This window comes from Maribellus maritimus, assembly GCF_022267315.1.
In the GTDB taxonomy this organism is placed as follows: Bacteria; Bacteroidota; Bacteroidia; order Bacteroidales; family Prolixibacteraceae; genus Draconibacterium; species Draconibacterium maritimum.
The window spans coordinates 1-13,640 of record NZ_JAIKLE010000038.1 but is presented as its reverse complement, the minus strand read 5'-3'; the positions used below and the strand labels follow the sequence as shown (position 1 = coordinate 13,640).

18 protein-coding genes are annotated in these 13,640 nt (G+C 36.6%); 3 read left to right on the top strand and 15 right to left on the bottom strand.

Annotation, left to right across the window (positions count from 1 at the left end; translation table 11 throughout):
- The first annotated feature begins 51 nt into the window (after positions 1-51).
- Positions 52-657: an IS5 family transposase gene (locus K5G00_RS23835; protein ID WP_238769017.1), complete on the top strand. Its 606-nt coding sequence runs from the start codon at positions 52-54 to the stop codon at positions 655-657.
- 156 nt (positions 658-813) lie between these two features.
- Here K5G00_RS23835 and K5G00_RS23830 read toward each other — a convergent pair whose 3' ends face one another.
- The 6 genes from K5G00_RS23830 to K5G00_RS23805 form a co-directional block, all read right to left on the bottom strand.
- Positions 814-1,056, bottom strand: coding sequence for a hypothetical protein (locus K5G00_RS23830; RefSeq protein ID WP_238769016.1), 243 nt, complete (start codon positions 1,054-1,056; stop codon positions 814-816).
- 16 nt (positions 1,057-1,072) lie between these two features.
- Positions 1,073-1,708, bottom strand: a complete 636-nt coding sequence (locus K5G00_RS23825; RefSeq protein WP_238769015.1) for a DUF6563 family protein — start codon at positions 1,706-1,708, stop codon at positions 1,073-1,075.
- Positions 1,709-1,713: 5 nt separating this feature from the next.
- On the bottom strand, positions 1,714-2,436 hold the full coding sequence (locus tag K5G00_RS23820) for a hypothetical protein (protein ID WP_238769014.1): 723 nt from the start codon (positions 2,434-2,436) through the stop codon (positions 1,714-1,716).
- Complete coding sequence (locus tag K5G00_RS23815; RefSeq protein ID WP_238769013.1) at positions 2,433-3,122, bottom strand: porin family protein; 690 nt, start codon at positions 3,120-3,122, stop codon at positions 2,433-2,435. Before K5G00_RS23815 ends, K5G00_RS23820 begins: the two co-directional genes overlap by 4 nt.
- A 41-nt stretch (positions 3,123-3,163) precedes the next feature.
- On the bottom strand, positions 3,164-3,973 hold the full coding sequence (locus K5G00_RS23810) for a tetratricopeptide repeat protein (RefSeq protein WP_238769012.1): 810 nt from the start codon (positions 3,971-3,973) through the stop codon (positions 3,164-3,166).
- Positions 3,974-4,430: 457 nt separating this feature from the next.
- Positions 4,431-4,754, bottom strand: coding sequence for an aminotransferase class III-fold pyridoxal phosphate-dependent enzyme (locus tag K5G00_RS23805; RefSeq protein ID WP_238769011.1), 324 nt, complete (start codon positions 4,752-4,754; stop codon positions 4,431-4,433).
- 117 nt (positions 4,755-4,871) lie between these two features.
- Between K5G00_RS23805 and modD the strand changes: the two genes are divergently transcribed.
- Positions 4,872-5,717 (top strand): ModD protein, encoded by an 846-nt coding sequence (modD, locus tag K5G00_RS23800; protein WP_238769010.1) that lies wholly within the window; start codon positions 4,872-4,874, stop codon positions 5,715-5,717.
- Between the two features lie 353 nt (positions 5,718-6,070).
- Positions 6,071-6,658, top strand: coding sequence for a hypothetical protein (locus K5G00_RS23795; protein WP_238769009.1), 588 nt, complete (start codon positions 6,071-6,073; stop codon positions 6,656-6,658).
- Positions 6,659-6,806: 148 nt separating this feature from the next.
- Here K5G00_RS23795 and K5G00_RS23790 read toward each other — a convergent pair whose 3' ends face one another.
- The 9 genes from K5G00_RS23790 to K5G00_RS23755 all read right to left on the bottom strand — a co-directional run bounded on the left by K5G00_RS23790 (position 6,807) and on the right by K5G00_RS23755 (position 13,047).
- Positions 6,807-7,160, bottom strand: coding sequence for a hypothetical protein (locus K5G00_RS23790; protein WP_238769008.1), 354 nt, complete (start codon positions 7,158-7,160; stop codon positions 6,807-6,809).
- Between the two features lie 232 nt (positions 7,161-7,392).
- A complete protein-coding gene (locus K5G00_RS30245; protein ID WP_394800878.1) occupies positions 7,393-7,572 on the bottom strand; it encodes a transposase in 180 nt (59 codons plus the stop codon).
- 20 nt (positions 7,573-7,592) lie between these two features.
- On the bottom strand, positions 7,593-8,243 hold the full coding sequence (locus tag K5G00_RS23785) for a (Fe-S)-binding protein (protein WP_238769007.1): 651 nt from the start codon (positions 8,241-8,243) through the stop codon (positions 7,593-7,595).
- Positions 8,244-8,247: 4 nt separating this feature from the next.
- Complete coding sequence (locus K5G00_RS23780; protein ID WP_238769006.1) at positions 8,248-8,949, bottom strand: GTP-binding protein; 702 nt, start codon at positions 8,947-8,949, stop codon at positions 8,248-8,250.
- Positions 8,950-8,989: 40 nt separating this feature from the next.
- On the bottom strand, positions 8,990-9,796 hold the full coding sequence (locus K5G00_RS23775; RefSeq protein WP_238769005.1) for an ATP-binding cassette domain-containing protein: 807 nt from the start codon (positions 9,794-9,796) through the stop codon (positions 8,990-8,992).
- Positions 9,797-9,890: 94 nt separating this feature from the next.
- Complete coding sequence (locus tag K5G00_RS23770; RefSeq protein WP_238769004.1) at positions 9,891-10,532, bottom strand: response regulator; 642 nt, start codon at positions 10,530-10,532, stop codon at positions 9,891-9,893.
- Positions 10,529-11,482 (bottom strand): sensor histidine kinase, encoded by a 954-nt coding sequence (locus K5G00_RS23765; protein WP_238769003.1) that lies wholly within the window; start codon positions 11,480-11,482, stop codon positions 10,529-10,531. Before K5G00_RS23765 ends, K5G00_RS23770 begins: the two co-directional genes overlap by 4 nt.
- 190 nt (positions 11,483-11,672) lie before the next feature.
- Positions 11,673-11,894, bottom strand: coding sequence for a hypothetical protein (locus tag K5G00_RS23760; protein ID WP_238769002.1), 222 nt, complete (start codon positions 11,892-11,894; stop codon positions 11,673-11,675).
- Between the two features lie 271 nt (positions 11,895-12,165).
- A complete protein-coding gene (locus tag K5G00_RS23755; RefSeq protein ID WP_238769001.1) occupies positions 12,166-13,047 on the bottom strand; it encodes a metal ABC transporter solute-binding protein, Zn/Mn family in 882 nt (293 codons plus the stop codon).
- Positions 13,048-13,640: the final 593 nt, after the last annotated feature.

Sequence of the window (13,640 nt, the reverse complement as noted above, 5' to 3'; positions counted from 1 at the left end):
AACCATCTGTAACACCTACATTACCATATCTGATCTGACGGCCAATGGCGTATGTTGCTGAAAGAGTTTGCCCCCTGGCAAACAGTTTACTATTATTTTAAGCAATGGAAACATAATGGTAGAAGGCACGATTTCCTGGTTTCAAAAGTACGCTTGAAGAAGAGGAAACAGGCCACTCCTACGATTGCTATAATCAACAGCCAGTCAATAAAAACAGCAAATGTATGCCAGAGAAGCATCGGTTATGATGGAGGAAAAAAGATAAAAGGTAGGAAAGGACATATTATCGTAGATACACTTGGGTTAATCCTCGCCATTGTTATGCATTCTGTAACACCACACGATAGCAAGGCGGCAGAATGCGTACTTGTAAGATTGAAAAACAAATATATCAATGGTATTGTAAAAATATTCGCAGATGAAGGCTACAGAGGAGAATTAAAAGAGATTGTAAGGCTCAAATTGGGCTGGATATTAGAGGTTATAAAAAGAAACGAAGCAGGAAAATTTAAAATACTGCTTAAAAGATGGAGCGTTGAACAAACATTTGCATGGGTATCGGTTCAGCGAAGAACCTCTAAAGGCTATGAAAGGTGGACTGAATCAAGCGTTGCATTTATACAGCTAATGATTCGGGTCATGCTTAACAAATTCTAAATATCAAAATAGTCTCTAAAATAGCTGTAATAAATTGCAGGGTTTTAACCATTATTAGATAATAAAATCTATTGAGAAAACTAAATACTTATGGATTTCCAATCCATAGGTTCAAAAGACAAAAAAAATGCTTTTTTCTACTTTACTCATAAGTGTTTATGATTTCGATTCTGTATAAAAACCCCAAATTCCATTTGAAAATTCACCTGTAGCAAATTTTACAATTTTCTTGCTTGTTCTAATCTCATACACTTCCATTGTGTATTCTTGATGGTATAATGGGTCATTTACAACTATCTTTTTGTCTGTCGAAACCCATTCATAATCCCATACGTTAATACCGTTAATCTTACATTTTATTCCATCAGGAACAGTAATCTTATGTTTCCAAGAATCCATACAAATATATATATTGCTATTTGTTAAGTAGTTTTAAGTACTTCAACATAGTTTCTTCTGAATCTTTTGCTTCTTCATTATTATATTGAGCTAACTGTTCCTTATCATCTGCAAGTAACTTCTCCAATAATTCTGGCGTAACCGTGGAAATTTCATTGGTACTTTTATCAATAATATAAAGAAATCGCATCATTGCCATTTTAGCACCAGCAATTGCTCCACCAATAGCACCAAAATAGGAAGCCATAGCCATTTGTTCCTTCTGTTCATCCGAAAGTTGAGAAAGTCCAGCTCTAACAACAAGATATTTCCCGTCGCTAATGACTGAAGCATACCAAGGTTGAATTTTGTATTGGAAACAATTGATGTACAGGGTATCACCATTGGAGTATGCCCACATTTCCTTTTTTATAAACTTCTTTTTAATTGATTTATCTGCGGAACTTATTTTATAATCGTTGCCACCTACCATTTTAATATCTCCATTTGTTCTTCTTTCAACATCAAAGTCATATTGTTGAGATGGTGTTTTATTTACAATTTCATCAAAACTCATGTATGCACCTTTGGGGTAGTTCTGTTGCTGTCCGAAAGATGAAGCGAATGTCGTAACTAATAAATAGATGATTAGTTTTAATTTTTTTGTGTTCATAGTGTTTAATTAGTATCCTTGGTTTTTAATATAGTTTTTTCATTGATTGATTTTATTGTTTCTCTAACTCTTTCCAAGTCAAATGGCTCTTTACCGCACTCAACTTTCTCTATACCATAATCTTTAATAAAATCGTTAAAATCAGGACAATTGCGGAATACATTAAACTCCTGATTGTCTACGTCCCATACTACACCAGTTCCAAACTCTGTAGTTTCCGGGAAAGAACCATCTATTGCTTCACCCAAAGCACCGCCTGCAAGACCACCAATACCACCAGCAACACCAGCACTTAATCCTGATTGCCAATGATTGATTAGTCCAGCTTCTGTGTACAGATATTTCTCCCCGTGCATGGTAACCAATACAAATGCATTCATGGAAGATGCTGGTGATAACGATTTATCTTCCTTGTTCTTATTTTTCAATATCGCCCAATTGCTGAAGTATAAACTTCCGTGGTATGAAACGGCAAATGCCTTTTTAATTTTTTTAGTAGTCGCTTTGTCCATAAAATAACATCTGCGTACAACAGAATCACTATCATTGACCAACTCAATCTTTTTTACAGTTAGTTCCCTTACTTCTGACGGTGTTTTATTAATGAATTCTTCTTTTGTTTGGTATATTCCATCAGGATAGTCCGAAATATTATGTTCCTGACCTTGCGTAGTATTTAATCCAAGTAGTAGGATTATCAATGAAAAAAGTGTCTTTTTTATAATCATTTTTTTAAACCTAAAATGTAACCTAAACTTATTGCAAAAACTCGGTTTTTATTCTTTATGCCTGAATCTTGTGCAATATTAGCAATACCATGTTTATAATTACCCCGTACCACAATTCTATTTACTTCCACACCTATACCTGCCTGAAAACCATAGTCAAATCTTTTCCATTGACCATCATTCCCTATTTCCCCACTATAATCGATAGTCCCCTCATAAACAACGCCTTCCTGACCATCAATGCGATATTCTTTTCGGCTTACTTTTCCTGATAGCCCAATTGCAAGATATGGACCAATATTACCAAATAGCTGTATGTTTTTTATCGAGGATGCGAGTCTTAATGATGCGGGTATTTCTATATAATTTAGTATTGCCTGCTCCCTTATTGGGATGTATTCTCCTGAATAAGTGGGCACAGGATAATGTGAATCAATCTTATAACCGCTTGAAGAAAAAAATACCCCTGGTTCGAAAGAAAATGAATTAGATAATGGAAGTTCGGTGGTTGCACCTAACAGGAACCTTGGTGTTAACTCAAAATTTTCACTATAAGTACCTCCCTGATTTTCAAAAAGCATTGTTGACATGTTCACCCCTGCTTTAATTTCAAATGTTTGAGCGTAAGACGATAATGTGAAGGTTGTTAAACACATTATCAAAACAACAATATTAGGTTTCTTCATAATCAGTAATTACTTTCTATTCTATGATAATTTTATTTCTTTTAATTCATTGGGTGTGATTTTTTAAAGTCAGCAATAGCTAAATCATATTTTTCTAGCTGCAAAAAATTCAACCCTCTGCCCAAGTATGCATCTGTTTCTCTTTCGTTGTAATTTATTAGAGTTGTAAAATCCTCAATTGAGGCTTCCTTCGAGCCAATATCGCTGTAAAGAAAAGCCCTGCTATACAATGCATATTTATGGTCTGATTTAATACCAATAGCTTTGTTATAATCAGCTAGTGCACTACTAAATTCTGATATGTTTTCTTTTACCTGCCCCCTGCCATGATATATATCGGGATTTAATGAGTCTATGCACAACGCCAAACTATAATCCGCAATTGCTTCTTTATACTGTTCCAAGTTATATTTAGAACTTGCTCTCCGGAAGTAATATTGAGCATTATTAGGATTCGCTTCAATTGCAGAGGTATAATCTTTAATAGCTTCAATATCATTACCCATCATCATTCTTGAAAATCCTTTATAAAAATGAGCATCGCCAAAATCTGGGTCTATACTAATAGCTAGATTATAATCGTCAATTGAACCTTCGAAGTCCAGTAAATTTGATTTAGATATACCTCTGCCCACTATGCAGTTAACGTTTTTGTCATCTATAGCAAGCCCTTTATTGAATTCAATAATTGCACCTTCAAAATCATTGATTGAATTCTTGCAGTTACCACGTTTAAAATAAATGTTGGCTTTGTTGATGCACCCAGCTAATAAAAATAATAAGAGGATACTGTTTGCACATATCTTAAACTTTGTTTTTAAAGAATGAATATTAAGGAAGAAATAAGACATTAGATCGTATTACTGATTTTCGGCACTAATTTAACAAAAACAATACCATGTATGATTTCATTTTCTACCTAAAACTCAGGTTGTCCAAATACCAACATTTGTATAGTAATATCCCTTTCAGAACAATTCTTCCAAAATAAAACTACTCCACCATCTGGCGTATAAGCTGTTTTGTGTTTTAAAAAATCATCAAACTTTTTCCGAACCTGACAGTACCTTTTTTTCAAACGTTGAACAGCCAACTCGACAATAATAAAGTTTTTTAAATAATAGCAGCTGTCCCGGAAAATATTCGAAAAGACAACTCTCCCGGATTTGCGGGATTCAGTTAACAACAATCGACGAATAAGTACGAAAGGACAACCGGAAAGATTTAATGAACACAAAGATTAAGGCAGATATAAAAGACGAAATCAGCCGCTTAAATGAAAAGAGCTTTAACTAATTACATATTATGTTATTTTTGGAAGGCGTTTTCCAGGATAAGAAAGGCATGTTGCATTTCTTCCTTCGACATTGTCAGAGTCGGGGCCAGAGTAAGCAGATTCCCTTGAGATACATTAAAGCTCAAACCGTTGTAATAACAATCATACATAATCTTTTCAGCTTCTTCTGTTGCTTTTTCTTTTGTTGCCCGGTTTTTTACCAATTCAATCCCACAAAAAAATCCAATTCCCCGAACGTCGCCTACTATGGAAATTTTTTGTTTGAATTCATTTAATTTCAATTGGATAAAAATACTGACTTTCGATTTCTTAGAACTGCTCAATGGTCCATACATTGTTACTAATATTGTTTAGTTTTATTCCGAGTATTTTTGAGTTGAAACCTTTTACTCCATCCTCTTAAGGATTCTGAAAGATTTTATACATTTTTAAATATAAAAAACAAATTAGTTATGATTTATTTTACTGAAAACGATATTGATCGGCTGATTGAAGACGATGTGCCGCTTGGAGATATAACTACTTATTTACTTGGGCTATCGGACAAAAAAGGGAAAATTGAATTGTTTGCACGTAGCGCAATGACAGTTTGTGGCGTAGAAGAAGTAGTGAGGATGTATAAAAAAGTCGGGCTGGAGATAGTCTCATCTTTGCCGTCCGGAACGATGTTGAATGAAGGCGATAAACTTTTAGAAGCCCGTGGTGATGCTGCTTCCATCCATACGATCTGGCGTAGTGGCGGAGTTCTCATAGAATTTGCCTCCGGGATTGCCACCCGAACCCGACAGTTGGTTAAAAATGCAAAAGCGGCAAACCCGGATGTTGTTGTTGCCGGTACACGAAAACATCCGCCTTATTTAAAAAAAGTAGCGCTAAAAGCCCTGATGGCAGGCGGCGGGATTCCACATCGTACGGGTATTTCCGATACTATTTTAATGTTCAGGGAACATTTGCTTTTTACTGGCGGATATAAAAACCTTGTTTCTTTAATTTCAAAAGTTAAACAACAACAAAAAGAGCGAAAAATTGTGGTGGAAGCCCACACATATGAAGAAGCTTTGTTGGTCGCACAGGCTGGTGCCGATGCCATTCAGATTGATAAAATGCCTCCTGAAATCTTTAAAGAAACTGCAACAGCAGGCAGAAATATTTGCCCTGAAATTTGTATGATTGCTGCGGGAGGCATAAATGCCAGAAATGCTGCCGATTATGCCCGTGCGTCTGCCGATGTACTTGTTACATCGTGGATATATTTTGCACCGCCTGCCGATATAGGAGTAAAAATTCTTCAGGCGTAAAACCTTATTTTTGTAAACTGTTGCCTTTGCTCCTCAAATCAATTTTCTGTGATTTTTATGGCAAAAACTTTAATTATTTTGTCAATGATCTCCGCATTCAGGAATGCATGCAAATTATATCATAAAGGCAAATACAGAAAAAATACTATCGAAGGTATAGCTCAAATGGTTGGCTTTAACAACAGAGCAACTTTTATTAGCGCATTTAAAAAATATACTGGCGTTCCCCCTCGTTTTATATCAAATCACTTAAAAAAAAGGGAACATTCCGCATCTACACATTATCAGTTAATTAGCACATTCTATCCGTTGAACTCAGTTTTACTATTTTGAATTAAGGTTGTAAAAAATCCTTGATTCGTGACAACCGGGAATCAAAGATTAGCCTCCATAAAAGATATCTACTTTATTTTTGGGGTAAAAACACAAATTACTTCAAAAACAATTGCAACACCTTTAAAAACCAAAATCATGAAATAACAATTTTTTTATTTATTGTAGTAAGCTTTATATCGTTTTGCACTTATTCACAAAACAATCCCCCTCATTTAAAAATTGGGGCAGGCCCTAGTTTAGGAGAGTGGGCCAGTACCGACGACGGCTGGGAAGAAGATTGGGGTGCAGGCGCAAATTTCAGGGCAGTGGTTTACAGCGATAAAAGTAGATTTTCGCTTTCGCCTTCCCATATCTATTTCCCGGTTTCGAAATTCAATTACACATACAGTTATTCTTCTACTGCCATTGAGGTTGATCCTGCCATGCACTATATCAATGTAGAAGGCCGTTTTTCTTTTGTAAAATTGCCAAAAGTGGAAAGTTATTTATTTATTGGGCCAAGCTTCCTGATTTACAAAGAAAGTGTAAGCGCTTCCAATACATATACTGATGTTTTCGGGAAAGAAAATCAATTTAAAACCGGGGCAATTGCAAGGTTGGTTTAAACCTGAACTTATCGGAAAGCGTCAGTATTTATGCCGGCGGTGGCTATTCATATATCGCCGACGACAGGTATGATGTTGAATAAATTCATTAAACCATTAAACTCCACACAAATCTTTATATACATTAGCTTCTTTACTGAGAAGTTGTTTAAAGTTTCCGCAATAAAATAACAATAAATGCTAATAAACTCAATGCTTTCCTGTGTAAAGAGCTTATTTCAAAACGAACTAATATAGCCTTGAAGGCATCCATCCAGGCGTTCGTTCTTTCGACAACAAACCTGCATTCATACAATAGTTCATCAAACAAATTCTCATTTGTTGTCCCGTTTCTCCAGTTTTGGTCAATGTTTCCGGTAACCTTTATTTCAGAAAGATAACGGCGGAAATCTTCGGTATCAAAACCTGAATCGGCATTTATAAAACAGGCCATCAGTACGTATATCGACCGTTTCCAAACCTGCCACCATTTTTTTAGCCTGTGAAACCAGGCTGAAAGCATCGTTGTGGTTCCCCTCCATTGGATTGCTACAAATTAATGGAATGCCTTGACTGTCTGTAATGATGAGCATATTGCTGGTTTTTGTCTTTTTCCTACTCTGGTAAGCCACGGCTTCTCCACCTCGTTTGGCCGGGGTATGTGTACCATCAAGTTGAATGCTTGACAGGTCTAGTAATTTCTTGTGTTTCGAAAGAACAGATTGCCAAACATTTTCCCAACTTCCATCTTTACTCTATTTCTGAAAATGATAGTAAACACTTTGCCATCGGTATTTACACCGAAAAGATTGCTTCATTGGTAAATGACGCCATTGGCAGCCTGTCTTCAACCTGTATAAAATTGCATTAGTCGCTTGATGGACTTCTACTTTTGCATTATTCTTTGATTCTCCAAATTCTAAATATCGGTAAATCTCTTTTTATTTTTTTGAAATTAAACAGTATGCTGCCAAACTTTTAAATCGATACAATCGATGCGGGTTTTATTATCTTCCAGTTGTACGATTATTCCGGAATGAACTTTTCCCATCATGCAATGAGCCGGCAGGAATTTTACAGTTTGCCCAACCTTGGGTGTTTCTCCTTCAATCGTTCCCTGAAATGACAGCACCATACAAATTCCGACCTCTGTGGCATCTTCTTTACGGGAGAGAAGTTTTCCCGGTCCGATTACCCACACATCCAACAGATTGTGATTTATTTCAATTACCCTTGCGAAGTGAATAATCGGACACCCCAACGGACGGTAGCGAATAATCATATCTTTTTCAACTGGAACAGATGAAAAACAAATCAATGTTTCACGACAAGATGGTTCTTTATCTAAGGGATGTAACGCAAAATCAGCCCCTACCCCGTCAATCAATCCTTTTATTTCAATTTTTTCTGTGTTTTTGTTGTTGTGTACAAACTTTTGCAGCGCCGTCCTATTCTCTTTCAATCGTTCCTGTTTCAGTACAGTACAATTATCAATCGAAACTTCATTTTTAGCTAACGCCGATGCAAAGCCATGGCATTCCCGGAAACCACATGCCCCACAGTTAAATCCCGGCAATTGTTTTTCTATTTCTTTTACGCTTTTCATTAAATTATTCACCTGCATATTCCTGAATTCCGTTAATATGTCTCAACACTCCCCGGTGGTTTTTCTTATGTATTTTTGTTTCTCCAACACAAAGTGTACAAATTGAAAACGGGGCATTATGCCGTAACTCTTCCTCTTCGTAACTAAAATCAGAAGCCTCACTAAAACAGCCAGCCAGCTCAACTGTTCCTTTCCCTGTTAATCCATTGGTTTCAATAATCCGGCATCCGGGATTCATTTCCAATACGCGCTCGCGGAAAATCTCTCTTTCAGCCTGCGAAATGATATCACCTTTCGTTATTGCAACAACATTTGCTGTACTTAAAAACGGCCCGACTTTTAACGGCGTATTGGGCCCCGTTGTGGCATCTATTACGCATACTCCCAAACTGTTGATGGTGTAAGGTGCACAACGATGACAAAGTCCCGCCGTTTCTACTATCAGTATATCAGAATTATTTCCTTGTGCATATTCCAACATTTCGCCTAAATTGAAAATGGTAAAGTGGTCGGGACACATGTCTTTTGATAGCCCAAGCAGGGTCGGAACACCTTCTTTCTGAAACCGAAGGTGGTCTTCAGTATAAAGGCAATCAATTTTCACTGCAGAAATGTGTTTGTTTTGTTCTTTCAAATGTTTTAATACATGAAGTAAAACAGCTGTTTTGCCTGCTCCCGGAGTGCCGGCGACGATGATGACATTCATAAAATAGTTTTAAATTGTTTTTACTGAAATTTAATCCCGGTTAATCTTCCAAAACCGGTTGAAAGTCACTGGTAAAACTTTCCTGAAAACTAAAACTGGCCTTTACTTCCACACCTGACCTGACCATCTCACGGACTTTGAACAACTCTTTATCAACCTGGTATAATTGCTTGCACAACGACCTTTCCTCTTCTGTGGTCCCAAATATTTTTTTTATTCCACCGTTTTCCATTACAATTCTTCTTTGAGTAAGTAATGCCAGTAGAGGATCGTGGGTAACCACGAGGACAATTTTCCCATTTCCGGATAACAGTTGCATGGCTTCGTGCTTTTTTATTCCGGCATTTTCAATTTCATCGATTAAAACCACAGGTGAGTCACTTACAAAAGCCACATCGGCCACCATTAACGAACGACTTTGTCCCCCGCTTAAAACAGTAAGATTCATCTCTTTCTTAATGGGTTCGCCTGTTAACTGGTTGGCGTGATAAATAACTTTATCAACCAGGTTCAAATTTTTGCCCCGGCACTTGGAATGTAGTATCAAAAAATCCTTCACACTCATATCTGCAATAAAATTCATGTTTTGAGAGAGTTGTGCGATAAGCTTCTTTTTGGGATTATAACGAAGCTCAGGATCGGGAATGCTGTTATTGATTAAAACTTTTCTTTGGGTTGAAGTGTCTGACTGAGCCAACTGTTCAATGTCTTCCACAAGCGCGCTTTTCCCGCTTCCAGTGGGTCCTACAATGCCAACTATCTCTCCCCGGGAAATATCGATTCGATTAAAATGTTCTTTTAAGCCATTCTTGTTTTTTCCGGCCAGAATTGATATACTGTTTATCATCTTTTTTCTGACAAATGTATGGTGGTCATTTTGTTCTTAAAACCGCTTAAAAACGTAAAATCAGCTCTACGTCTATAGACGTACTTATTCCGGGTTAAACTTCAAAATACCCTTGTTTTATTGCATACACCACCAGGTTAGCCGTATTTTTTGAATTTGTTTTCTGAAGTAAATTTTCACGGTGTTTATCAACCGTACGTTTACTGATGGACAAGATTTCAGCAATCTCCGGATTGGAGCGGCCTTTACAAATCTGGTATAAAACATCTATTTCGCGCTCGGTTAACTCATTATTTTCCGGTTTTGTTGTTTTTTTATTTATCCTGTTTACAATGGATTGCAGAATTTCAATGGAAAAATAATTGCGCCCCTCACAAATATCAACAATGGCCTTTTTAACTTCGGAAAAATTTGAATTCTTTAATAAAAAACCGTTAGCTCCGGCTTCAATCATACTGGAATAATAGCTTTCATCAGAATACATGGACAAGGCAACTATTTTGATTTCGGGATTAATCTCCAAAGCTTTTCGGGCAGCATCCATCCCATTCATTTCAGGCATTTCAATATCCAGTAAGGCCACATTAACCTGTCTGCCTTTTAACCCGGCAATAAACTGTTTCCCGTTTTCAGCCTCAAAAACTTCATTCACAAAATTGAGGTTGGAAAGTAAAAATCGTAATCCTTCCCTGAAAAGCGAATGGTCATCAACAAGGTAAATATTTATCTTTTTCATTTTACAGGAATTTGAATATGTACTTTTACTCCTTCACCCGGTTCCGACTCCATATAATAAAATCCGTTTAACGATTTAATCCGGGAACGTATATTTTCCAGTCCCATGCCACTCAGGTGGATTTCGTTTGTACTGTCTTTGAAATTAAATCCGGAACCATTGTCTTCATATTCAATTCTAAGATAATCCCCGCTTTCTTTTATGTTGATTTTTATTTTACTTGGGGAACCATGTCTTACGCTGTTATTTAAAAGCTCGGATACTACTCGAAATACATTAATTTCCAAATCATATGAATACCGCTTCGACCCAAAATTATCGCTTAAATTCAATTGAATATCCGAATTGATTAAAAGCTGGCTGGCAAAGGTATTCAATGCTTTTGTCAGGCCATAATTCTTTAGTAAATGGGGACTTAAATGATTAGAAATCTCTTTTAATGTTATTATTGCTTCATCCGTCGCTTTACAGGTCCGTTCAATTATCCTTTTATTTGAGGCTACCATTTTGTCCAGTTCAATGGCACTAACTATCATTTTAATGGATGACAGAACGGGACCAAGGCCATCGTGTAATTCACGGGCAAAAGACTGACGGGCTTTCTCTTCGGTTTGTATAACAGCCTTTAATAACCGGGCTTCACTTTCTTTACGTATCTCATCAATACGATCCTGCAAATTAAAGATCTGGCGGATAAAAGTTACTCCCGTCAACATTAATATTGAGATTAAAACACCAACCCAACTGTTTATTTCTTCTTTTGAAATCAATTGAGTTTCCCAGAATAATGCCGAGAACTCAAACAGCCGGCGTAAAGCCATTAATACAAATCCGGATGAAATAAGTATCCAGGAAATATTAAAACGGGTTCTTCGGATTAGGCTAACTGCTGTAATTGCTGCTCCCAATTGAATTAGCATAGAAAGCAACAGGGCAATCTGAAGTAGCATGTGATTTTTGAGGTAAAGTTAACATTTTTGTCTTTTTTGTATCAGTAATAATCCCACTCTTGTAAACAGATGTTCGATTCTTTTTCAGGTTACATATTTTTATTACTCTTATTTTAACTTGTTAAGTAATTTATCGTAAGAGAGAGAAACTATTGGGGAGAGCCTCTCTCCATTAACCCTCAAAATATTTTTACTCTACTTTTTGCTTTGCCCCTTTATTCTTAACCTGTTTTTGCTCAAATCTTTTTCCTGTTTGAAGCCTGATATACCAGATTGTTAGTTGAATATCTTTAGAGCGATACTCCTTTTCGATCCCTTGTACCTCCAAATTCGTTTCAATCCTTGTTTTGCTGGATGTTGGTATGGGGACTGATAAACGAAATGAGGTGAATCCGGCTTTTATTGGAGTCATCGTTCAAAAAAATAAAAACATGGAATTACTGTAGAAATATGTTACCGCGAGCTGCAAGAAGATTATGATACACCGGTGGAAAAAATTCCGAACACAATTTCAAAAAACGACAAAATTATAGTAGAATCTGGAATTATGAGTACAATGATCTGCGGTGAGTACGACAAAATAATTGAGCTACTTACTCATTTAATAAAGCTACTCATGGAAAGTATCCATCAGTTTTCACTCTTAAAATTGCCAACGCTTGTAAATCCGGCAAAAAATAAACCTACTCGACATTAAAATTTTCTATTAACTGTGAAGTAATTTCTTTTAGATTTTTTTTCCATTCCGGATTGAGCGGCCACATTTCAACAATATTTCCATCGATTTCCTCTGCAAAAACGCGAGCCTGCTCCCGATCCAAATCACTTTGAATATAAATCACCCGGATATCTTTCTGCTTGGCTAGTTTCACTAATTCTGCCATACGTAGCGGAGTTGGTTGTTTTCCCCCCGGTTCCAAAGAGTATTGTATCAAACCGTACTCACGCGCGTAATATGAGAGGCTCGGATGAAACAAAATAAATGGCTCTCCTTTGTAACTTTCCAAGGCACTTTCTATGCTGTCATTTAATTCGTCAATCTCTGTCACAAACTTCAGGTAATTATCCTTGTAAACACTCTTTTTACCGGGATTAAGGATTGAAACTTCTTCCATTATTTTTCCAGCCATTTGTTTTACTAATTTTGGCGACATCCAGGTATGAGGATTCACACCAGATGCCGGACCAGGCTCGCTTTTAAACTGTACTTCGCCCTTAATTAAATCCAGCCCCACTGACAAATCGACAACTTTCATTTTTTTATTGGCTTGTTCAATCTTTTCTTTCCAGGCATATTCAAAACCGATATGCCCCATCCGAAACCAAACTTCGGAACGGGCAATATCTTTTAATTGAGATGGCAAAAGCGTAAAAGATGCAGGACTGGCACCCGGTGGAAGCAAAACATTCACTTTAAAATCATCCCCCGCAATTTTTTGTACAAATGTTCTTTCGGGTAAAATACTTACGGTAACGACCTGTTTATCTTCCTTTTTGTTTTGCGACTGATTGCATGAAAACAAACCTATCGAGGCAATGACTATCAGAAATCCTGCAATTTTCATTTTTTGTGGCTTATAAAATTATCTATATGGTTCTCATTGGTTCGTGTAAATCTAGGACTTTTCCATTTAGTTTTCTCTTATTTTCTGTTCCTTTTTGAAGAGGAATTTCTTTTACAAATCCTTATTTAATGGACAATAACCCCAATTTACTGGTAAATAAGAATTCATAAATGTGAACTTTTAAAATGAATAATTGAAATGTTGCTGCGTTTCGGCAGAGCTAAACTTCGCTTCATTATGCTGATAATCTCAATGATCGACGAATAGGGAAAAGAGCAGTACCTTGAGCTTAGGATAATATTTATTAGATATAGACTGTCGCATTGTACTTCAAGATGACTATTGACAATTTAATTAAAGCACTGAAAAAGTGTATCATAGTGCTTCCGGCATTAAAATCAAAGCTCTGCCCCGGCTTTTCTTTGCTAATATTTTACAAAAAAACAACCCTGAAAAAATTTTCAGTGAAACAAAATTTCACCTTTTAAACTGCAAGCAATTAAAAAACCACCTTCTAAGAAGGTGGACTTGTGAAAGCCCCTATAAGGGGCCGAAGTTGAGCCTTTGCTGCTCTTCTAAACGTTCTTGTTCTT